Annotated in this window: 19 protein-coding genes; all 19 read left to right on the top strand. The window is 74.0% G+C overall.

What is annotated here, in order from left to right; translation table 11 throughout:
• Positions 1-158: 158 nt before the first annotated feature.
• The 19 genes from mraZ to H1D33_RS02990 all read left to right on the top strand — a co-directional run bounded on the left by mraZ (position 159) and on the right by H1D33_RS02990 (position 20,633).
• Positions 159-590 carry a division/cell wall cluster transcriptional repressor MraZ gene (mraZ, locus tag H1D33_RS02900; protein WP_091060154.1) on the top strand — a complete coding sequence of 144 codons (432 nt, stop codon included), beginning with the start codon at positions 159-161 and terminating at the stop codon, positions 588-590.
• 205 nt (positions 591-795) lie between these two features.
• The gene (gene rsmH / locus H1D33_RS02905) at positions 796-1,854 is read left to right on the top strand and encodes a 16S rRNA (cytosine(1402)-N(4))-methyltransferase RsmH (protein ID WP_181569527.1); all 1,059 of its coding nucleotides are present in this window, start codon (positions 796-798) and stop codon (positions 1,852-1,854) included.
• Complete coding sequence (ftsL, locus tag H1D33_RS02910; protein WP_181569526.1) at positions 1,851-2,435, top strand: cell division protein FtsL; 585 nt, start codon at positions 1,851-1,853, stop codon at positions 2,433-2,435. The genes rsmH and ftsL overlap by 4 nt, the downstream gene beginning before the upstream one ends.
• A gap of 3 nt (positions 2,436-2,438) precedes the next feature.
• Entirely contained in the window at positions 2,439-4,640 is a 2,202-nt protein-coding gene (locus H1D33_RS02915) for a peptidoglycan D,D-transpeptidase FtsI family protein (RefSeq protein ID WP_307755340.1), read from the top strand.
• A gap of 52 nt (positions 4,641-4,692) precedes the next feature.
• On the top strand, positions 4,693-6,255 hold the full coding sequence (locus H1D33_RS02920) for a UDP-N-acetylmuramoyl-L-alanyl-D-glutamate--2,6-diaminopimelate ligase (protein WP_181569524.1): 1,563 nt from the start codon (positions 4,693-4,695) through the stop codon (positions 6,253-6,255).
• Positions 6,252-7,661, top strand: coding sequence for a UDP-N-acetylmuramoyl-tripeptide--D-alanyl-D-alanine ligase (locus H1D33_RS02925; RefSeq protein ID WP_181569523.1), 1,410 nt, complete (start codon positions 6,252-6,254; stop codon positions 7,659-7,661). The genes H1D33_RS02920 and H1D33_RS02925 overlap by 4 nt, the downstream gene beginning before the upstream one ends.
• The gene (gene mraY / locus H1D33_RS02930) at positions 7,658-8,785 is read left to right on the top strand and encodes a phospho-N-acetylmuramoyl-pentapeptide-transferase (RefSeq protein ID WP_181569522.1); all 1,128 of its coding nucleotides are present in this window, start codon (positions 7,658-7,660) and stop codon (positions 8,783-8,785) included. Before H1D33_RS02925 ends, mraY begins: the two co-directional genes overlap by 4 nt.
• A 118-nt stretch (positions 8,786-8,903) precedes the next feature.
• Positions 8,904-10,436, top strand: coding sequence for an FtsW/RodA/SpoVE family cell cycle protein (locus tag H1D33_RS02935; RefSeq protein ID WP_414685480.1), 1,533 nt, complete (start codon positions 8,904-8,906; stop codon positions 10,434-10,436).
• Positions 10,436-11,542 carry an undecaprenyldiphospho-muramoylpentapeptide beta-N-acetylglucosaminyltransferase gene (gene murG, locus H1D33_RS02940; protein ID WP_181569521.1) on the top strand — a complete coding sequence of 369 codons (1,107 nt, stop codon included), beginning with the start codon at positions 10,436-10,438 and terminating at the stop codon, positions 11,540-11,542. Before H1D33_RS02935 ends, murG begins: the two co-directional genes overlap by 1 nt.
• 31 nt (positions 11,543-11,573) lie before the next feature.
• Entirely contained in the window at positions 11,574-13,049 is a 1,476-nt protein-coding gene (gene murC, locus H1D33_RS02945; RefSeq protein WP_181569520.1) for a UDP-N-acetylmuramate--L-alanine ligase, read from the top strand.
• Positions 13,046-13,864 (top strand): cell division protein FtsQ/DivIB, encoded by an 819-nt coding sequence (locus tag H1D33_RS02950; protein WP_181569519.1) that lies wholly within the window; start codon positions 13,046-13,048, stop codon positions 13,862-13,864. Before murC ends, H1D33_RS02950 begins: the two co-directional genes overlap by 4 nt.
• A gap of 217 nt (positions 13,865-14,081) precedes the next feature.
• Positions 14,082-15,197: a cell division protein FtsZ gene (ftsZ, locus tag H1D33_RS02955; RefSeq protein WP_091059616.1), complete on the top strand. Its 1,116-nt coding sequence runs from the start codon at positions 14,082-14,084 to the stop codon at positions 15,195-15,197.
• Between the two features lie 9 nt (positions 15,198-15,206).
• The gene (locus H1D33_RS02960; RefSeq protein ID WP_181569518.1) at positions 15,207-15,953 is read left to right on the top strand and encodes a YggS family pyridoxal phosphate-dependent enzyme; all 747 of its coding nucleotides are present in this window, start codon (positions 15,207-15,209) and stop codon (positions 15,951-15,953) included.
• 193 nt (positions 15,954-16,146) lie between these two features.
• Complete coding sequence (locus H1D33_RS02965) at positions 16,147-16,851, top strand: cell division protein SepF (protein WP_181569517.1); 705 nt, start codon at positions 16,147-16,149, stop codon at positions 16,849-16,851.
• A gap of 29 nt (positions 16,852-16,880) precedes the next feature.
• Positions 16,881-17,186, top strand: coding sequence for a YggT family protein (locus tag H1D33_RS02970; RefSeq protein WP_091059628.1), 306 nt, complete (start codon positions 16,881-16,883; stop codon positions 17,184-17,186).
• A 41-nt stretch (positions 17,187-17,227) separates the two neighbouring features.
• The gene (locus tag H1D33_RS02975; RefSeq protein WP_181569516.1) at positions 17,228-18,031 is read left to right on the top strand and encodes a DivIVA domain-containing protein; all 804 of its coding nucleotides are present in this window, start codon (positions 17,228-17,230) and stop codon (positions 18,029-18,031) included.
• A gap of 73 nt (positions 18,032-18,104) precedes the next feature.
• Positions 18,105-18,794: a hypothetical protein gene (locus H1D33_RS02980; protein ID WP_181569515.1), complete on the top strand. Its 690-nt coding sequence runs from the start codon at positions 18,105-18,107 to the stop codon at positions 18,792-18,794.
• Positions 18,795-18,796: 2 nt separating this feature from the next.
• Positions 18,797-19,105 (top strand): DUF167 domain-containing protein, encoded by a 309-nt coding sequence (locus tag H1D33_RS02985; protein WP_181569514.1) that lies wholly within the window; start codon positions 18,797-18,799, stop codon positions 19,103-19,105.
• Between the two features lie 22 nt (positions 19,106-19,127).
• Positions 19,128-20,633, top strand: coding sequence for a potassium/proton antiporter (locus H1D33_RS02990; RefSeq protein ID WP_181569513.1), 1,506 nt, complete (start codon positions 19,128-19,130; stop codon positions 20,631-20,633).
• Positions 20,634-20,799: the final 166 nt, after the last annotated feature.

Consider the following 20,799-nt stretch of genomic DNA (forward strand, 5'->3'; position numbering starts at 1 on the left):
GGTTTTGCGCGCGGACACGCCGCGCCGAAGCGGCGATTCTGGTTGCAGGTGGAGGGAAGTGGAGTAGAGTGGGGCGCGATGGTGAGGCCGGGAGGGCCACACCGGCCCGGGGGGTCAGCGGCGCCGCGAACGCCGCTCAGGGCGAGGGGGTTGGGCCGATGTTCCTCGGCACCCACACTCCGCGCCTGGACGACAAAGGCCGGTTGATCCTGCCGGCCAAGTTCCGGGATGAGCTGGCGGGGGGTGTCGTGATCACCAAAGGGCAGGAGCGCTGTCTCTACGTCTTCCCGATGCCCGAGTTCCAGCGCATCGCGGACCAGTTGCGCGCGCAACCGATGACCAGCAAGGCGGCCCGGGCCTACAGCCGGGTCTTCTTCGCCAGCGCGCACGACGAGGTGCCGGACAAGCAGGGGCGGGTCACGATTCCCGGGCACCTGCGGTCGTACGCGGCCCTCGACCGGGAGCTGGTCGTGATCGGGGCGAGCACCCGGGTGGAGATCTGGGACAGGGCGGCCTGGGAGGCCTACCTCGCGGAGAGCGAAGACGACTTCGCCGACATCGAGGAGGGGGTGCTGCCCGGCGGTCTGTAGGGCGTGACGGCGCCCGACGTACTGCGAGATCTCCAGCCGCTTTCGAGTTCCTGGCACCCCTTCCCCGGTGCCAGGCGCACGATCCGACACGGAGGGCCGCGGCCTCCGGCGGGCGGGGAGCGGATGGGGATCTGGCGGTATGGCGAGGCGTCGTGACGGCGACGGACACGTGGACGGAATCGGTTTTCGAGCAGTGGGGGTCGACATGGGGGAGCTGCGCGGCACGCACGTGCCGGTGCTGCTCGAGCGGTGTCTCGAGCTGCTGGCCCCCGCGCTGGGCCGCCCCGGCCGGACCGTGCACGTCGACGCCACGCTCGGCCTGGCCGGGCACGCCGAGGCGGTGCTCACGGCGCACCCGGAGACGATCCTCGTCGGCCTGGACCGGGACACCGAGGCGCTCGCCCACGCGCGGGTCCGCCTGGCCCGGTTCGCCGACCGGATCCACCTGGAGCACGCCGTCTACGACGAGCTGCCCGAGGTGCTGGACCGGCTCGGCTATCCGGCGATCGACGGCGTGCTGTTCGATCTCGGCGTCTCGTCGCTGCAACTGGACGCGCCCGACCGCGGGTTCGCCTACGCGCAGGACGCGCCGCTGGACATGCGGATGGACCAGACCCGGGGGGTGACCGCCGAGGAGGTGGTCAACAGCTACGGCCACCCGGAGCTGGCCCGCCTGCTGCGGGTGTACGGCGAGGAGAAGTTCGCCGGCAAGATCGCGTCGGCGATCATCCGGGAGCGCGAGCGGACCCGGATCACGTCGTCGGCCCGGTTGGCGGAGCTGGTCCGGGACGCGATTCCGGCGCCAGCCCGACGAACGGGCGGACACCCGGCAAAGAGAACGTTTCAGGCTTTACGGATCGAGGTAAACAGAGAACTGGCGGCGCTGGAGACGGCGCTGCCGGCCGCTCTGGACAAGCTCACCGTGGGCGGCCGCATGGTGGTCCTGTCCTACCACTCGCTGGAGGACCGGCTCACCAAGCAGGCGCTCGCCGACCGGGTCCGCAGCAAGGGCCCGGTCGACCTTCCGGTCGAACTGCCCGGGTCGGGCCCGACGTTCCGGCTGTTGAGCCGGGGCGCCGAGCTTCCCGGGGAGGCGGAGGTGGCCGCGAACCCGCGGGCCGCCTCGGTGCGGCTGCGGGCCGCGGAACGGCTCGATCCGGAGGCGACCCGGCAGGGGCGTACCGACCGCGAACGGTACCGCCGCCGGGTGAAGGCGATGCACCAACCGGGGAACGGGACGGACGAGGAGGGGGAGGGGACATGAACGTCGAGAAGCGCGACGGCCGGGGGGCCGTCGGGCAGCGCGCACCGCGGTCGGGGGGCCGGACCACGGCGCGCACCACACGAGACACGACGACGACCGCGGCCGACCGCCGGGAGGGGACCCGCGCCCGGGGGGCACGCGAGTACCCGACGGCGGGCAGCGCCGCGCTGCGTCCGGCCGAGCGGACCCGGGTCACCACGCCGGCCGCGCCGCGGCTGCGGGTCGCCCCGCCGCCGCCGATCCGGGTGCCGCGAGCGCCCTTCGTCGGGATGATCCTGGTGCTCGTGGTCGGCGGGGTGCTCGGCATCCTGGCGGTCAACACCAAGATCAATGAGAACGCGTTCCGGCTGGAGCGGCTCCAGCAGCAGCAGGCCAAGCTCGACGTGGACGAGCAGGAGCTGAAGAAGGAGATCGCCGACCAGAAGGCGCCGGGCAACCTCACCGCCAACGCCCGCAAGCTGGGCCTGGTGGAGTCGGACGACCCGGCGTACATCCGGCTGCCGGACGGCCGGACGATCGGCGTGCCGCACCCCGCGGAGGGCGCGCCGGCCGGCGCCGGCCAGCAGGGCAACGGAGGCTGAGCGGTGCCGCCGAGATCGGACGAGCCGCGCCGGGACCCCACGGGCTCCCGGCGCGGCTCGTCGCGTGGGGCCGAGCCGCGGGAGCCGGGCGTCGGCGGGATCTCCGACGCCCGGGCGTACACCCCGCGCGGGCGGACCATCCGCGAGGGTGGCGCCGAGCAGCGGCGTACCCCGCGCAGCAGTCGCTCCGGCGACCCGTTCCGGCCGGCGTTGCAGGTGGTCGACGGCGGCCGGGCCACCCGCGCCGGCCGGCGGGAGCCGGCCACGGCCGGGGAGAGCGGCCGGGCCGGCCGCCGGACGGCGGGCGGTCGCGCCGGCGTGGTGCGGACCGTCTCCACCCGCCCGGTGCACGAGCCGTTCGACGACGAGGACGACCCGCCGCCGCGCCGCCGGCCCGGCCCGCGCCGCCCGGCGGCCCGCCGGCCGGTCCGCAAGCCCCGCCGGCCGCCCCGGCTGGGCGACCCGCGCCGGCGGCTGCGGCTGGCCACGGTGTTGGCCCTGACGCTGTTCGCCAGCATCGGCGTCCGGCTGGTCTATCTCCAGATGGCGGACAGCCCGGCGTACGCCGACGGCGGCCTGCCCAACCGGATCGCGGTGGTCGAGCTGCCGGCCCCGCGCGGCGCCATCCTCGACCGCACCGGCGAGCCGCTGGCGCACAGCGTGGAGGCGCGCTACGTCTTCGCCGACCCGACCCGGGTCAAGGACCGGTTCGCCACCGCGCGGGCGCTCTCCCCGCTGCTCGGCGTGCCGGCGTCGGAGCTGGCCGACAGGATGCGGCGGAGCAAGCGGCCCGGCACCGACATCGACCTGCAGTTCGTCTACCTGGCCCGGGGCGTCGAGATCGGCACCGCCAAGCAGATCATGGCGCTCGACCTGGCCGGCATCGGCACGCACCGCGACGAGCGGCGCGAGGTGCCCGGCGGTGACCTGGCGGCCAACATGATCGGCTTCGTCAGCCAGGACATGAACGGCCTGGAGGGCCTGGAGGCCAAGTACGACGACGTGCTGCGCGGCCAAGCCGGCAAGCGGACCTACGAGGTGGGCCTGGGTGACCTGGCCGCACCCATCCCGGGCGGCTACAGCAGCACCACCCAGCCGAAGCCGGGCAGCTCGCTGCAGCTCACCATCGACCGGGACCTGCAGTTCATGACACAGCGGATCCTGGCCAAGCAGGTGGCCCAGGCCAAGGGCAGCGTCGCCGCGGCGGTGATCCTGGACGTCCCCACCGGGGAGGTGCTGGCCCAGGCCAGCCAGCCCACCTACGACGCGGCCGACCCGGCCAAGGTCAACTCGCCGGCCGACCGGGACGACGCGGCCACCAGCTTCGTGGTGGACCCCGGCTCGATCCACAAGGCGATCACCTACGGCGCGGCGCTCCAGGAGGGCGTGATCACGCCGGACACCACGTTCCCGGTCGCCAATACCGTGGTCCTGGGCGGTGTGCCGTTCGAGGACACGCACCACGCGAACGGCCGCGTCATGAGCATCCCGGGGATGCTCGCGTTCTCGTCCAACATCGCGACCATCGAGATCGCCGACAAGCTGGGCAAGGACCGGCTGATCGACTACCAGAAGCGGTTCGGGCTGGGCCAGCCGACCGGCGAGGGCCTGCCCGGCGAGGCGTCCGGCCGGCTGCTCCCGGCCGACGAGTGGAGCGGGTCGTCGTACGGGTCGGTGCCGATCGGGCACAGCGTGGACGCCACCCCGTTGCAGATGGCCGCCGCCTACAACGCCATCGCCAACAACGGCACGTACGTGCAGCCGCACCTGGTCAAGGAGACGATCGGCCCGGACGGCAAGGGCACCCCGAGCGCCGCACCGGCCACCCGATCGGTGCTCAGCCCGGCCAACGCGGCCGACCTGCGCCGGATGCTGGAGGCGGTCACCACCGTGGACGGCCCGGACGGGCGGGCCACCGGCCTGGCCGCCGCGGTGCCCGGCTACCGGGTGGCCGGCAAGACCGGCACCGGCCTGCGCTACGACAACGGCAAGAAGCAGCCGGGCGAGGTCGGCTCGTTCATCGGGATGGCCCCGGCGGAGAAGCCCCGCTACGTGGTGGCGGTCTTCGTCTGGAGCCCCGGCGGCGAGGGCGGCGCGGTCGCCGCGCCGGCGTTCCGCGAGATGATGGGCTTCACCCTGCGTCACTACCGGGTGCCCCCGTCGCTCACCGACAAGTCCCCGAAGTTCGAGGTCTTTCCGCGCTGAGCGGGCCCGGCGGGACATCATCGGTGAGTGGCGACGAACCACCGGGGCGGCTGTGCGGTCGGAACCGGACGACCGGGTAGGGTCTGACGCCGTGTCCGGCAATCCACGTCCCGCCACCGTGCTGCCCGTCCGGCTCGGCGACCTCGCCGCCCGGCTGGCCGTTCCCACGCCGGAGGGGGCCGCCGAGCTGGCCGTCACCGGCGTCACCCACGCCAGCCAGGAGGTCCGCCCCGGCGACCTGTACGCCGCACTGCCCGGCGCCCGCCGGCACGGCGCGGAGTTCGCCGCCGCCGCGGCCGACGCCGGCGCGGTGGCCCTGCTGACCGATCCGGCCGGCGTGCCGCTGGCCGCCGGGTCGGGCCTGCCCGTGCTGGTCGTCGACGACGCCCGGGGGGTGCTCGGTGAGGTCGCCGCCAGGATCTACGGCGACCCGACCGCGCAGCTCACCGTGATCGGGGTGACCGGCACCGCCGGGAAGACCTCCACCAGCTACCTGATCGAGTCCGGCCTGCGCGCCGCCGGGCACACCACCGGCCTGATCGGCACCGTGGAGACCCGGCTGGGCGACCTGGTGGTGGACAGCGTCCGGACCACCCCGGAGGCCACCGACCTGCACGCCATGCTGGCGGTGGCCCGCGAGCGCGGGGTGGACGCGGTGGTGATGGAGGTGTCCAGCCACGCGCTCGCCATGGGCCGGGTCGGCGGCGTCCGGTTCGACGTCGGCGGCTACACCAACTTCGGCTCCGACCACCTCGACTTCCACGCCGACGAGGCGGACTACTTCGCCGCCAAGGCCCGGCTGTTCGACGGCCGCTGCCGGGTCGAGGTGCTCAACCACGACGACCCGGCGCTGCGCCCGCTGCGCAGGCCCGCCACGGTGACCTACTCGGCCGCCGGCGACCCGGAGGCCACCTGGTGGGCCGAGGAGATCGACGGCGAGGGCTACGCGCAGCGCTTCACGCTGCACGGCCCGGACACGCCGGCGCTGCCCACCGGGGTGGCGCTGCCCGGCCGGCACAACGTGGCCAACGCGCTGCTGGCCGTCGCCACGCTGGTGGCCGCCGGGGTCGACCCGGTCACCGCGGCCGGCGGGGTGGCCGCGTGCGGCGGCGTGCCCGGCCGGCTGGAGCTGGTCAGCGGCGACGCGCCGGTGCGGGGCGTGGTCGACTACGCGCACAAGGCGAACGCGATCGAGGCGGTGCTGGCCGCGCTGCGCGGCCTGACCGACGGCCGGCTGGTCTGCGTGGTGGGCGCCGGCGGCGACCGAGACCGCGGCAAGCGGCCGGTGATGGGCGAGGTGGCCGCCCGGGGGGCGGACGTGGTGCTGGTGACCGACGACAACCCGCGGACCGAGGACCCGGCCACGATCCGGGCCGAGGTGCTGGCCGGCGCATATGCGGCCACCACGTCGGCCCGCGTCATCGAGGTGCCCGGCCGGCGGGCGGCGATCGAGGAGGCGGTCCGGGTGGCCGAACCGGGTGATGTGGTGGCGGTGCTGGGCAAGGGCCAGGAGCGCGGCCAGGAGATCGGCGGCGAGGTGCTGCCGTTCGACGACCGGGTGGAGCTGGCGACCGCGCTGCGCGCCCGCTTCGGCGACCTGGTGGGTCAGCGGTGATCCCGCTGACGCTGGCCGAGGTGGCCGCGGCGGTCGGTGGCCGGCTGGCCGGCGCCGACCCGGACGCCCGGGTCACCGGGACGGTCGAGTTCGACTCCCGCAAGGTGGCCCCGGGCGGGCTGTTCGTCGCGTTCGCCGGCGAGCGGGTGGACGGCCACGACTACGCGGCCGGCGCGGTGGACGCGGGCGCGGTCGCCGTGCTCGGCACCCGTGAGGTGCCGGGCGTGCCGATGGTGCTGGTCGACGACCCGCTCGACGCGATGGGCCGGCTGGCGCGCACGGTGGTCGACCGGCTGCCCGGGCTGACCGTGATCGGGCTGACCGGCTCGTCCGGCAAGACCACCACCAAGGACCTGATCGCCCAGCTCGCGGTGCGGCTCGGCCCGACCGTGGCCCCGCCCGGCTCGTTCAACAACGAGTTGGGGCACCCGTACACCGCGTTGCAGGCCACGCCGGAGACCCGCTTCCTGGTGATGGAGAAGGGCGCCCGCGGCGTGGGCCACGTCCGCTACCTGTGCGACGTGGTGCCGCCGCGGATCTCTGTGGTGCTCAACGTCGGGGTGGCGCACATCGGCGAGTTCGGCTCGGTGGAGACCATCGCGCTGGCCAAGGGGGAGCTGGTCGAGGCGCTGCCCGCCGACGGGCTGGCGGTGCTCAACGCCGACGACCCCCGGGTCGACGCGATGGCGAGGCGGACCGAGGCCCGGGTGGTCCGGTACGGCGAGTCGGCGCAGGCCGACGTGCGCGCCGAGGACGTGACGCTGGACGGCCGGGGCCGGCCGTCGTACACGCTGGTGACGCCGGAGGGGCGCGTCCCGGTGCGGCTCGGGTTGACCGGCCGGCACCAGGTGTCCAACTCGCTGGCCGCCGCCGCGGTCGCCCGCGAGCTGGGCCTGCCGCTGGCCGACCTGGCGGCGGCGCTGGGCGAGCTGGGCCTGGTCTCCACCCGGCGGATGGACGTCTTCGAGCGTCCCGACGGGGTGGTCGTGATCGACGACTCGTACAACGCGAACCCGGCCTCCACCGGCGTGGCGCTTCGGGCGTTGGCCAGCATGCGCGGTGAGGGGCGTACCGTCGCGGTGCTCGGCTACATGGCCGAGCTGGGCGACTTCGAGTGGGAGGGGCATCAGCAGGTCGGCCGGCTCGCGGCCGAGTTGGGAGTGGACCGGCTGCTCGTGGTGGGCGAGCCGGCGGCGCCGATCCACGAGGGCGCGACAGCGGTAGGCAACTGGGGAGGAGAGTCGGTGCTGCTCACCGATCAGGCGGCGGCCGTCGAGGTGCTGCGGAGCGAGCTGCGTCCAGGGGACGTGGTGCTGGTGAAGGGCTCGCGGTATCGGACCTGGGAGGTGGCCGACGCGCTGCGCGCGGACGCCCGGGAGGCGGCGACGGAGGGCGGCGCCGCATGAGGGCGGTCATCGTCGCCATCGGGGTCGCGTTCCTGATCTCGCTGTTCTGCACCCCGATCGCGATCAAGGTGTTCGCCCGGTTGAAGGCCGGCCAGCCGATCCGGTCGAACCTCGGGCTCGCCAGCAACGAGGGCAAGAAGGGCACGCCGACGATGGGCGGCGTGGTCTTCATCCTGGCCACGGTCATCGCGTACGTCGCCGGGCACCTGGCCCTGACCACGCTGCCGGACGCGCAGATCGCCCAGGTCGAGCCGACCATCACGGCGCTGGTGCTGCTGGGGCTGATGGTGTTCTCCGGCGCGGTCGGCTTCATCGACGACTTCCTCAAGGTCCGCAAGCGGCACAGCGGCGGCCTCAACAAGCGGGGCAAGCTGGCCGGGCAGATCCTGGTCGGCGCGGTCTTCGGCGCGGTGGCGGTCTACTTCCCGTCGAGCATGACCGACGTCAGCGGCAACGCGACGAACACCGAGACGGTGGGCAGCACCACGCTGAGCTTCATCCGGGACGTCCCGGCGCTGGAGATCGGCAAGATCGGCGCGGTGATCGTCATCATCATGGTGGTGATGGCGGCGACCAACGGCGTCAACCTCACCGACGGCCTGGACGGCCTGGCCACCGGCGCCTCGGTGATGGTGCTCGCCGCGTACGCGTTGATCGCGTTCTGGCAGTACCGGCACTGGTGCGCGGACCCGAACTACACCGAGTCCTACTGCTACACGGTGCGCGACCCGCTGGAGATCGCGCTGATCGCCGGCGCCGCGGCCGGCGCCTGCGTCGGCTTCCTCTGGTGGAACACGTCGCCGGCCCGGATCTTCATGGGCGACACCGGCGCGCTCGGGCTGGGCGGCCTGATCGCCGGCATGGCGATGTCCACCCGCACCATCCTGCTGCTGCCGATCCTGGGCGGCCTCTTCGTGATCATCACGATGTCGGTGGTCATCCAGATCATCTCGTTCCGTACCACCGGCAAGCGGGTGTTCCGGATGTCGCCGTTGCAGCACCACTTCGAGCTGGCCGGCTGGAGCGAGGTCAACATCGTGGTCCGGTTCTGGATCATCGCTGGGATCGGGGTGGCGATTGCGCTGGGGCTGTTCTACAGCGAGTTCCTCGCCGCGGTGAGCTAGGTGTAAGGAGGGGCCCCCTTTTAACAGACGTCTGTTAAAGGGGCCCCTCCTTACGATCCGACACGCCGACCGGGCGGTTGCGCCACGGGCGGGCGGGTCGAGCCGCCATGATGAGCGGGTGGGGGAGGGACGAGACATCCAGGTCACCAACGATCCGCCGGCCCGCCGCGCGCCCGCGGCCACGCCGCCGTCAGAACCGCCGGCCGGCGGGACCCGGTGGGACCCGGCCGGTGGCCTGGCCGCGCTGCGCGGCCTGCTGGCCCGGCCGCTGGCCTCCTACTACCTGCTGCTCTCCAGCGCCGGCCTGCTGCTGCTGATCGGCCTGACCATGGTCTTCTCGGCGACCAGCGTGCGCGACTACGTGCTGGACGGCAACGCGTCGGCCTCGCTGACCAAGCAGGCCGTGTTCGCGGTGATCGGCGTGGGCGCGTTCTGGGCCTGCCAGCGGCTGCCCGCGCGCACCTTCCGGGCGGTGAGCCGACCCGCGCTCGGCGTGGCGGTGGCGCTGCTGCTCCTGCTCAACCTGCTGGTCGCGCTCCAGTCGCTGTTCGGGGTCACGTCGATCGGCCCGCTTAAGGCCCAACTGCTCTGGCTCTACCTCGGCCCGATCTCGCTCCAGCCGGTCGAGGTGGCCAAGTTCGCGCTGGTGCTGTGGGGCGCGCACGTGCTGGCCCGCAAGGGCGCCGCGCTGGGCTGGTGGCGGGAGCTGGCCACCCCGCTGTTCCCGGTGGTCGGCCTGCTCTTCGTGCTGGTCGGCTACAACGACCTGGGCAGCATGCTGTGCCTGCTGGCGCTGGTGGTGGGCCTGCTCTGGGCGGCCGGGGTGCGGGGGCGGGTCTTCGCCTCGCTCTCCGCGATCGGCCTGCTCGGCATCGGCCTGCTGGTCGCGGTGGCGTCGCTCGGCGCCGGTTCCGGCTCCCGCGACGCCGACAACTACCGGCTGGGCCGGCTCACCATGTGGCTCGACCCGCCCTCGCCCAAGACCTGCTTCGACCAGGAGCTGGAGAACTGCTACCAGCTCATCCAGGCCCGCTACGCGATCGGCAACGGCGGCTGGTTCGGCGTCGGGCTGGGGCAGAGCAGCTTCAAGTACGGCTGGCTGCCCGAGGCGCACAACGACTTCATCTTCGCCATCGTCGCCGAGGAGCTGGGCGTGGTGGGCTGCACCGTGATCCTGGTGCTGTTCGCGGTGCTCGCGTACACCGGCATGCGGATCGCCCGCCGGGTGGAGGACCCGTTCCGCCGCCTCGCCGCCGCCGGCGTCACCGCCTGGCTGGTCGGTCAGGCCGTCATCAACATCGGCGGGGTCACCGGGCTGCTGCCGCTGACCGGCGTGCCGTTGCCGTTCATCTCCGACGGCGGCAGCGCCCTGGTGGTGACGCTGGCCGCGATCGGCATGCTCGCCTCCTTCGCCCGCGCCGAGCCGGACGCGGCCCGTGCGCTGCACGCCCGTCCGCCGGCCCGGTGGGTCCGACTAGTGTGGGCCCCGTTGCCGCCGCTTCCCGGTCGGCGTCGCCGACCGGCGCCGCCCCCGGCGGACCGAGGGTCCGTGCCCCGGTCCCGCCAGCGTCGGCGCGACGAACAGGCCGCGGCCCGCGGTGTCCGGTCCGACCGGACGCGCGCCGGCTCGGCGAGCGAGAGGAGACGCTGATGGGTCCGCTGCGTTCGGTGGTGCTCTGCGGAGGGGGCACGGGTGGGCACATCTACCCGCTGCTCGCCTTCGCCGACTGCCTGCGCCGACACGACCCGAGCGTCCGCATCACCTGCCTGGGGACGCCGAAGGGCCTGGAGAACGAGCTGATCCCGCCGGCCGGCTACGACCTGCGGCAGATCCCGGCCTACCAGCTCCCCCGGTCGGTCAACATGAGCCTGGTGCGCACCCCGGACCGGATGTGGAAGGCGGCCCGCGCGGCGGGCAAGGTGATCGACGAGGTGCAGGCCGACGCCGTGGTCGGCTTCGGCGGGTACGTCTCGGTCCCCGGCTACCTGGCCGCGTGGCGCCGGGACCTGCCGATCGTCATCCACGAGGTGAACGTGCCGCCGGGCGTGGCGAACCGGATGGGCATGAAGTTCACCAAGCACGTCGCGGTGGGCTTCCCGCACCAGCCGGCGCAGTCCGAGGCGCTGCGCGACGCGCGGGTGGTCGGGGTGCCGCTGCGCCGCGGCATCGCCGGGCTGGACCGCGCCGCCCTGCGCGACGCCGCCCGCGCCCACTTCGGGCTCCGCCCCGACCTGCCGGTGCTGTTCGTGGCCGGCGGCTCGCAGGGCGCCCGCTCGATCAACCTGGCCGTGTCCGGCGCCGCCAAGGAGCTGGCCCGCAACGGCGTGCAGGTGCTGCACGTGATCGGCGCCCGCAACGAGCCGGTGTCCGTCCCCACCGACCTGCCGGTGCCGTACGTGACGCTGCCCTACCTGTCCGAGATGGAGCTGGGCTACGCGGCGGCCGACCTGATGCTGGGCCGGGGCGGCGCGATGACCTGCGCCGAGGTGGCCGCGATCGGCCTGCCCACGGTCTACGTGCCCTATCCGCACAGCAACCAGGAGCAGAAGCGCAACGCGCTGCCCGTGGTTGAGGCCGGCGGCGGGCTGCTGGTCGACGACGCCGAGGTGACCCCGGCCTGGGTGGAGCGCACGGTGGTCCCGCTGATCCGGGACCCGCAGCGGCTCTGGGCGATGAGCCACGCCGCGGCCGGCTACGGCCGCCGCGACGGCGACGTGGCCCTGCTGAACTTCGTCTACGAGGCGGTGTCCCGCTGATGCGGGACGTCGCGACGGGAAGGTACTCGGAATGAACACCGCGCAGTTCACGCCCGCCGGCACGATGACCGCGGAGGACCTGGGCCGGATCCACCTGATCGGGGTGGGCGGGGTCGGGATGGCCGGGCTGGCCCGACTCTTCCTCACCCGCGGCCTGCCGGTCTCCGGCAGCGAGCTGCGGGAGTGGCCGTCCCTGGCCGGCCTGCGGGCGTTGGGCGGGACGATCCACATGAGTCACGAGGCGGCCAACCTCGACGGAGTGGACACGGTCGTCTACTCCTCGGCGATCCCGCAGGACCACCTGGAGATGGTCGAGGCGCGACGGCGGGGCCTGCGGGTGCTGCACCGCTCCGAGGCGCTCGCGGCCGCGATGACCGGCCGCCGCACGGTGGCGGTGGCCGGCACGCACGGCAAGACGTCCACCACGTCGATGATCACCATGGTGCTCCAGCAGGCCGGCACCGACCCGTCCTTCGTCATCGGCGGCGAGATCTCCGAGGTCGGCTCCGGCGCGCACCACGGCACCGGCGAGCACTTCGTGGTCGAGGCGGACGAGAGCGACCGTTCCTTCCTCATCTACCGCCCGTACGTGTCGATCGTCACGAACGTCGAGGCGGACCACCTGAACACCTACGGCGACCTGGCGAACCTGGAGGCGGCGTTCGCCGAGTTCGCCGCGCTCACCGACCCGGACGGCTTCGTCGTCACGTGCGCCGACGACCCCGGTGGGCGGCGGTTGGCCGAGACGCTGCGGGCCGGGGGCCGCCGGGTCTGGACGTACGGCGAGTCCGCCGACGCGGACCTGCGGATGAGTGACGTCACCTCGTCGGCGCAGGGCGTGCGCTACCTGGCCGAGATCGAGGGCCGGTCGCTGGGCGAGATCCGGCTGCCGGTCCCGGGCCGGCACATGGCGCTCAACAGCGCCGCCGCGGTGCTCGCCGCGTACCTGCTGGAGCTGCCGGTGGCGGCGGCGGAGGCCGCGCTCGGCGCGTTCCCCGGCGTGCGCCGGCGCTTCGAGCGCAAGGGCGTCGCGGACGGCGTGCTGGTCTACGACGAGTACGCCTACCACCCGACCTCGATGACGCTGGCGCTGCAGACGCTGCGCGAGGTGGCCGGCGACGGGCGGCTGATCGTGGTCTTCCAGCCCTACCGGCTCTACCGCACCCGGGACCTGCAGGCGGAGATCGCCGCCGCGCTCGGCATCGCCGACGAGCTGGTGCTGCTGGAGGTGTTCGGCCCCGGCGAGCTGCGCCAGCCCGGCGAGGGGTCGGCCGCACTGATCGAGGCGGTGCCGCTGCCGGCGGAGCGGAAGGTCTTCGTCGACGCGTGGGACGACGTGCCGGCCGAGGTGGCCCGCCGGGCCCGTCCCGGCGACGTGGTGGTGACCATGGGTGCGCCACCGATCTCGCTGATGGGTGACCCGCTGCTGGACGCCCTGCTGGCGCGTACCGGTGGTGCCACCGCCCTGGGCGTCGGCCCGGACGGCGCGGCGACCCCCGCCGGATGAGTCCCGGCCCGGCCCGCGGCCGCACCCCCGGCCAGGACGGCGGGGCGGGACGGCGCAGCCCGGTCCGGCGCTGGCAGTTGGTGCGGGCCGGCGCGGACGCCGTGCCGCCGTCGACCCGGCGGTTCATGGCCCGGGCCCGGCAGCGGCGGATGCGGGCGGCGCTGCCCTGGGCGGTGGCGGCGGCGGTGCTGGTGGTCGCCGCGCTGGTCGCCTGGACGGTGCTCGGCACCGGCCTGTTCGGCGTCCGCGAGGTGCGGGTGGTCGGCGCGCGGCTGGTCACGCCGGTGGAGATCCGGGACGCGGCGGCGGTGCCGGACGACACGCCGCTGGCCCGGGTGGACCTGGCCGCGACCGCGCGCCGGGTCGGCGCGCTGCCACCGGTGGCCCGGGCCACGGTGGAGCGGGACTGGCCGGGCGCCCTGGTCGTCCGGGTGGTCGAGCGGGTGCCGGTGGCGGCGGTGCCGCAGGGCGACCGGTTCGTGGTGGTCGACGCCGCCGGCGTGGTGTTCCAGCGCGCGGACCGGGCGCCGGAGGGGCTGCCGCTCGTCCGGGTGGTCCGGCCGGGTCCGGACGATCCGGGCACCCGGGCGGGGTTGGCGGTGCTCGCCTCGCTCGGGGAGAAGCTGCGCGCCGAGCTGGTGGCGGTGGACGTGGCCGGGCTGGCCCGGATCACGTTGCTGCTGCGGGGGGACCGGCAGGTCTTCTGGGGCGACGCCTCGCGCAGCCGGGACAAGTCCACGGTGGCCACCACCCTGCTGCCCCGGAAGGCCGACCGGATCGACGTCAGCGCGCCGGACGTGGTCACGTTCCAGTGACCCGCGGGTCAGCGGCCGGCCGGTGTGTCGCGGGCCGCTCGGACGGCGACACGCCGGAGGGGGTCCTTGGCTCCTGGCGCGGCGGCGCATACGTTGCCCCGAAGAGATCAGTGGTTGACATAACTCTAAGCCTCTAGTAGAGGGTGAGGGTTCTCCTCTGGTCCGGCCAAGCCGTGTGGGGTCGGCCCATGCCAATCTCGAAGGGAAAGGACCGGAGATGACACCTCCGCACAACTACCTGGCGGTCATCAAGGTCGTCGGCATCGGGGGCGGCGGCGTGAACGCCGTCAACCGGATGATCGAGGTTGGGCTCAAGGGCGTCGAGTTCATCGCGATCAACACCGACGCGCAGGCGTTGCTGATGAGCGACGCCGACGTCAAGCTGGACGTGGGCCGGGAGCTGACCCGGGGCCTGGGCGCCGGCGCCAACCCGGACGTCGGCAAGAACGCCGCCGAGGACCACCGCGACGAGATCGAGGAGGTGCTCAAGGGCGCCGACATGGTCTTCGTCACCTGCGGCGAGGGCGGCGGCACCGGCACCGGCGGCGCGCCGGTGGTGGCGAACATCGCCCGCAAGCTCGGCGCGCTCACCATCGGCGTGGTCACCCGGCCGTTCTCGTTCGAGGGCAAGCGCCGGCAGGTGCAGGCCGAGGCCGGCATCGAGGAGCTGCGCAACCAGTGCGACACCCTGATCGTGATCCCGAACGACCGGCTGCTCGCCCTCGGTGACCGCAACATCTCCATGATGGACGCGTTCCGCACCGCGGACCAGGTGCTCCTCTCCGGTGTCCAGGGCATCACCGACCTGATCACCACGCCGGGCCTGATCAACCTGGACTTCGCCGACGTGAAGAGCGTGATGAGCGGCGCCGGCAGCGCGCTGATGGGCATCGGCAGCGCCCGGGGCGAGAACCGCGCCGTCGAGGCGGCCGAGGCGGCCATCTCCAGCCCGCTGCTGGAGCAGAGCATGGACGGCGCGCGGGGCGTGCTGCTCTCCATCGCCGGTGGCTCGGACCTCGGCCTGTTCGAGATCAACGACGCGGCGCAGCTCGTCACCGACGCGGCCCACCCGGACGCCAACATCATCTTCGGCGCGGTCATCGACGACGCGCTCGGCGACGAGGTGCGGGTGACCGTGATCGCGGCCGGGTTCGACGGGGGCACGCCGGCGTACAAGGCGGTCGAGCCGCCGCGCAAGAGCAACCAGAACCCGCCGGCGCAGCCGAGCGCGCCGGTGAGCCCGCCGGCCACCATGCCGGCCCCGCAGCAGCCGTCGCGCCGGGTGCTCTTCGACGACGTCGACGTGCCCGACTTCCTCAAGAACGGGTCCTGAGCCGCGCCGATGACGGACTCACCCACCACGGTGCGACCCGAGCGTCGCGCCGAACTCGCGGCCGGGCTGGCCCGGGTACGCGCGCGCGTCGCCGACGCCTGCGCGGCCGCCGGCCGGGACACCGGTGAGGTCACCCTGGTCGCGGTGACCAAGACGTACCCGGCCGTCGACGTGGTCGCGCTGGCCGGGCTCGGGGTCACCGACGTGGGGGAGAACCGCGACCAGGAGGCGGCGCCCAAGGCGGTGGAGGTGGCCGGCGCGGGCGTGACCCCGCGCTGGCACTTCATCGGCCGGCTGCAGCGCAACAAGGCCCGCTCGGTCGTCCGGTACGCCGACGTGGTCCAGTCCGTGGACAGCGTCCGGCTGGCCGCCGCCCTGGACACCGCCGCGTCCGAGGTCCGGGACCGGCCGTTGGACGTGCTGGTGCAGGTGAGCATCGACGGTGACCCGGCCCGGGGCGGGGCGCTGCCGGGTGTCGCCGACCCGGAGCGGGGCCTCGACCCGGTGGCCGCGGCGGTCGCCGGCGCGGCCGGGCTGCGGCTGGCCGGCCTGATGGCGGTGGCCCCGCTGGGCTGGGAGCCGGACCGGGCGTTCGCCCGGTTGGCCGAGGTGGCGGCGCGGCTGCGGGCCGACCATCCGGGTGCGACGGCGGTGTCGGCGGGGATGAGCGGCGACCTGGAGAGCGCGATCAATCACGGCGCGACACATGTCCGCGTCGGCAGCGCGTTGCTCGGAATGCGCCCCACGCTGGGGTAGCCTGGCCGCGACGGAAGCAAATTACATCAGTGTTGTTCAGGACGGCGTTCCCGTAGCCGGGGGCCGTGGCGGGCGGGCCGCGAACCGCGCGCCAGGGGATTGCCGATCCGGTCCGGTGGGCATGATCGTCCACTTGTGATCAAGCGACACGGCACGGGGGCGCGTGCCGCATGGCGGACGGAAGGGCGCGGGGATGGGTGCACTGCGCAAGGCGGGGGTCTGGCTCGGTCTCGTCGAGGAGGACGACGAGCGGGCGTACGAGGACGGCGGCTACGACAAGGGTGGCTACCGTGACTCGCGCTACCGGTCGAGCCGGTACGCCGAGGAGTTCGCCGACGAGGACGACGACGAGTCCGAGGAGCCGCCGGCGCCCCGGGCCCGCACCGGCGACCGGGGCCGGCTGTCCGAGCGCGCCACGGGCCGCTCGGTCGACACCGACCGGTCCGAGGCCGAGCGACTCGACCGTCCGGAGCGCGCCGAGCGTTCCAGCGTGCGGTCGATCACCCGGTCCTCCACCGGCGAGACCTCCGGCTCGCTGACCTACCACACCCGGGACAATCTCGCCCTGGCGCCGCAGGCCTCGCCGCGCGAGCGGGCGGTGGCCCCGGAGGACGAGCAGCGTTACCAGATCACCACGCTGCACCCGACCACCTACCGCGAGGCGCGGACCATCGGCGAGCACTTCCGGGACGGCGTGCCGGTGATCATCAATCTCACCGAGATGGACGAGGCGGACGCCCGCCGACTGGTCGACTTCGCCGCCGGGCTCGCGTTCGGCCTGCGCGGTACGATCGAGCGCGTGACCAACCGGGTGTTCCTGCTCTCACCGGCCAACGTCCAGGTCACCGCGGAGGACAAGGCCAAGATCGCTGAGGGCGGCTTTTTCAGTCTGAGCTAATCCCGCACGACCGAGGGACGTCGCCTGCCGTGTTGTCGATCCTGTTCCAGGTGCTCTACCTGCTGCTCTACTTCTTCTTGCTTGTCCTATTGGCCCGATTTGTCCTTGGAGCCGTCCTGGCCTACGGTCGTCGGTGGCAACCGGGGCGGGGAGCGTCGGCGGGACTGGAAGTCGTGTGGAGCGTCACTGATCCGCCCCTGCGCGCGTTGAGGCGTGTGATCCCACCACTGCGAATTGGTACCGTGAGCATCGACCTGGCCTCCCTTGTGCTCCTGGTTATCCTGTTCGTGCTGATGGAGTTCGTGTTACAGCGCCTGATCGTGGCGTTCGCCTGACCAGAGCGCTTTCGCGGCCGCAACTGACCCGAGGAGTTTCGATGCCGCTGACCCCGGCCGACGTCCACAACGTCGCCTTCAAAAAGCCGCCGATCGGCAAGCGGGGGTATGACGAGGAGGAGGTCGACGCCTTCCTGGACGAGGTCGAGCGCGAGCTGGCCCGTCTGATCGAGGAGAACAACGAGCTGCGTGCCCAGGTGGAGCGCGGCGGTCGGGGTGGCGCACCCGCCGGCCCCGGCGGCGACGCCCGGCTCGCGGCGGAGCTCAACGACGTCAAGGCCCAGCTCGACCGGGTGCAGCGCGACAAGGCGGCCGCCGAGCAGGCGGCCCGGGCGATGCAGTCCGAGCTCGAGCAGGTGCGCGCCCAGGGCGGCCCGGCGGGGGTGACCGGGGACGGCGAGCAGCAGGCGCTGCGCGTGCTCATGATGGCCCAGCGCACCGCCGACGACCACGTCTCCGACGCCCGCCGCGAGGCCGACAGCCTGCTCTCCGAGGCCCGGTCCAAGGCGGAGGAGGTCACCCGCGAGGCGCGGGCCAAGGCCGACGCCCTGGAGCGGGACGCCCGCCAGCGGCACCAGGAGGCCATGGGCGGCCTGGACGCCAAGCGCACCGCGCTGTCGAAGCACATCGAGGAGCTCAAGCAGTTCGAGCGCGAGTACCGCACCCGCCTCAAGGCCTACCTGGAGAGCCAGCTGCGTGACCTCGACGGTCGCGGCCAGGGCATCGAGGTCGAGATGAACCGCGAGGGCAACCGTGCCGCCGGCGGCAGCAACGGCCTCGCCACGGCGGGCCTCGCCGGCTCCTTCGGCGGCGGCCGCGGCGGCTCCCTGGAGTCCGGCCGCTGATCCCGAGTCGGTGGCCGTCCCCGTGGCGGCCACCGGCCACACCAGTCCGACACGACGCGGCCGGGGGTGAGCCGTGATAGCCGCCAGCGTCCTGCTCATCCTCGTCGCGGTCGTGCTGCTGGTGGTCGGGCTGGCCGGTGGGTCCAGCTCGTTGCTGATCGTCTCGATCGCGGCCAGCCTGCTGTCCGCCGTGGCCTTCGTCGTGTTCGCCCGCCAGGCGGCCGCGAACCGGGCCGCGGCCGGTCGGGAGGCCGGACTGCGTCCCCGGACCGCAGCCACCGGCCCGTCCCCGGACGAGCCGGTGAGCCCGGTCCCGCACCACACGTCCACGGTCGGCGCCGGTGGACCCGGGTGGCGGCAACCGCCCGGGTCACCGGTGGCCGAGCCGTACGACGCGACGGCCGCCGCCTACTCGCCGGCGGCCGAGCCCTATTCGCCGGTGGCCGAGTCGTACTCGCCGGTGGCCGAGCCCTCCTCGCCGGCGGCTGCGCCGGCGCCCACCTCGCCGGCGCCGGACGGCCCGTTCGAGGGCGACCCGCCGGCCGAGTTCCTCTCCGCCGGGCAGGTGGCCCGGCTGACCCGGCTCGCCGACGAGGTCCGGGTCGTCGACGGCCACCCCCGTTTCCACCTGGACGACTGCCCGCACCTGGTCGGCCGGCTGGACGAGGTGTTGCCGGTCGCCGAGGCGGTCGGGCTCGGCTTCACCCCGTGCGCCCACTGCGCCGCCGCCACCACGCTGCTCGCCGACGCCCGGCCCCGCTGACCATGACGATCGCGGACACCCCGCTCACCGTCGCGGTGCGCGTGAAGCCGGGTGCGTCCCGCGCCCGGGTCGGCGGCCGGTTCGACGGGCCGTACGGCCCGGCCCTGGTCGTCGCCGTGCACGCGCCGGCGGTGGACGGGCGGGCCACCGAGGCGGCCCGGCGGGCGCTCGCCGACGCGCTCGGCGTCCGGCCTGCGGCGGTGTCGCTGCGCTCCGGCGCGGCCAGCCGGGACAAGCTCTTCCACATCGAGCGTCCGGCCGACGGGCTGCCCGAGGCGCTGCGTCGGCTGCGCGACGGCAGCGTCGGGTGACCGACCGGCGGGCCGGCCGGCGATGACCCCGGGGCTGAACCTCGCGCTGCTGGTGGGTGCCGCCGTGCTGCTGGTCGCGGTGGGCGCGGTGCGCTTCTCCACCCGGCTCGGCGTGCCCAGCCTGCTGGTCTACCTGGCGCTCGGCGTGCTCATCGGCGAGGCCGGCCTGGGCATCCGCTTCGACGACGTCGAGCTGACCCGGGTGCTCGGCTTCTGCGCGCTCATCGTGATCATCGCCGAGGGTGGGTTGAGCGCCCGGTGGAGCCTGCTGCGGCCGGTGCTCGGCCTGTCGGCCGCGCTCTCCACGGTGGGCGTGGTGGTGAGCATCGCGGTCGTCGGCGTGGTGGTGCACCTGCTGCTCGGCCTGGACTGGCGGCTGTCGCTGCTCTACGGCGCGGTGCTCTCCTCCACCGACGCCGCGGCGGTCTTCGCCACCCTGCGCCGGCTGCGGCTGCCGCCGCGCCTGGTGGCCACGCTGGAGGCCGAGTCCGGGATGAACGACGCCCCGGTGGTCCTGCTGGTGCTGCTGCTGTCCCGCGCCGGGGTGGAGGCCGCCCACCCCTGGTGGTACGAGGTGCTGCTGCTCGGCTACGAGCTGGGGGTCGGCGCGGCGGTCGGGGTGGGCGCCGGCCTGGCCGGGCGGTACGCGCTGCGCCGCGCCGCGCTGCCGTCGTCCGGCCTCTACCCGATCGCGGTGGTCGGCTTCACCGTGCTGGCGTACGCGGCCGGCTCGGTGCTGCACGCCTCGGGCTTCCTCGCGGTCTACGTGGCCGGGGTGCTGCTGGGCAACTCCCGCCTGCCGCACCGGCAGGCGATCCTCGGCTTCGCCGACGGGCTGGCCTGGTTGGCCCAGATCGGCCTGTTCGTGCTGCTGGGCCTGCTGGTCTCGCCGAGCCGGCTGGACGCCGCGGTGCTGCCGGCGGTGATCACCGGGCTGGCCCTGCTGCTGTTCGCCCGGCCGCTGTCGGTGGCGGTCTCCGCGTTGCCGTTCCGGGTCCCGCTGCGCGAGCAGCTCTTCCTCTCCTGGGCCGGGCTGCGCGGCGCGGTGCCGATCGTGTTGGCGACCATCCCGCTGTCGCTGCGGGTGCCGGGCGCGGACCGGCTCTTCGACGCGGTGTTCGTGCTGGTGGTGATCTTCACGCTGCTCCAGGCGGGCACGCTCGCCCCGGCGGCCCGCCGGCTGCGGGTGACCGCGCCGGCCGAGGCGAGCGAGATCCTGCTGGAGACCGCTCCGCTGGAGCGGATGCGGGCCGACCTGCTCCAGTTGGAGGTGCCGTCCGGCTCCCGGCTGGCCGGGGTGCACGTGGACGAGCTGCGGCTGCCGGTCGGTGCGGCGGTCACCCTGGTGCTGCGCGACGGGGTCGGTTTCGTGCCCGGCCCGGACACCCGGCTGAAGGTGGGGGACAGCCTGCTCATCGTCGCCACGGCCGGGGTGCGGGACGCCGCCGAGCGGCGGTTGCGGGCGGTGAGCCGGCGGGGTCGCCTGGCCCGGTGGTTTGGCGAGTACGGCGAGGACCGGACCGGCTGATCTGCTAGCGTTCCCTTTGCCCCGATTGGTGGCTGTTCGGGGCGGAAAAGCGGAGCGACGGTGCGGCACGTTGTCGGACGCCTGTACGTTCCGTATTCTTGCCAACCTCCGGAGTACGCGGCGAGGTCGCCGCGTGCCCGTTCCGTTCGCGGGGGACACGCCGATG

It is taken from the genome of Micromonospora ferruginea, assembly GCF_013694245.2.
In the GTDB taxonomy this organism is placed as follows: Bacteria; Actinomycetota; Actinomycetes; order Mycobacteriales; family Micromonosporaceae; genus Micromonospora; species Micromonospora robiginosa.

Excerpts from the sequence above, each read along its gene's own strand:
- murG (WP_181569521.1), top strand. The coding sequence starts at position 10,436 with ATGGGTCCGCTGCGTTCGGTGGTGCTCTGCGGAGGGGGCACGGGTGGG.
- mraZ (WP_091060154.1), top strand. The coding sequence starts at position 159 with ATGTTCCTCGGCACCCACACTCCGCGCCTGGACGACAAAGGCCGGTTG.
- ftsL (WP_181569526.1), top strand. The coding sequence starts at position 1,851 with ATGAACGTCGAGAAGCGCGACGGCCGGGGGGCCGTCGGGCAGCGCGCA.
- H1D33_RS02985 (WP_181569514.1), top strand. The coding sequence starts at position 18,797 with ATGACGATCGCGGACACCCCGCTCACCGTCGCGGTGCGCGTGAAGCCG.
- H1D33_RS02975 (WP_181569516.1), top strand. The coding sequence starts at position 17,228 with ATGCCGCTGACCCCGGCCGACGTCCACAACGTCGCCTTCAAAAAGCCG.
- murC (WP_181569520.1), top strand. The coding sequence starts at position 11,574 with ATGAACACCGCGCAGTTCACGCCCGCCGGCACGATGACCGCGGAGGAC.
- H1D33_RS02960 (WP_181569518.1), top strand. The coding sequence starts at position 15,207 with ATGACGGACTCACCCACCACGGTGCGACCCGAGCGTCGCGCCGAACTC.
- H1D33_RS02990 (WP_181569513.1), top strand. The coding sequence starts at position 19,128 with ATGACCCCGGGGCTGAACCTCGCGCTGCTGGTGGGTGCCGCCGTGCTG.
- rsmH (WP_181569527.1), top strand. The coding sequence starts at position 796 with ATGGGGGAGCTGCGCGGCACGCACGTGCCGGTGCTGCTCGAGCGGTGT.
- H1D33_RS02950 (WP_181569519.1), top strand. The coding sequence starts at position 13,046 with ATGAGTCCCGGCCCGGCCCGCGGCCGCACCCCCGGCCAGGACGGCGGG.
- H1D33_RS02965 (WP_181569517.1), top strand. The coding sequence starts at position 16,147 with ATGGGTGCACTGCGCAAGGCGGGGGTCTGGCTCGGTCTCGTCGAGGAG.
- ftsZ (WP_091059616.1), top strand. The coding sequence starts at position 14,082 with ATGACACCTCCGCACAACTACCTGGCGGTCATCAAGGTCGTCGGCATC.
- mraY (WP_181569522.1), top strand. The coding sequence starts at position 7,658 with ATGAGGGCGGTCATCGTCGCCATCGGGGTCGCGTTCCTGATCTCGCTG.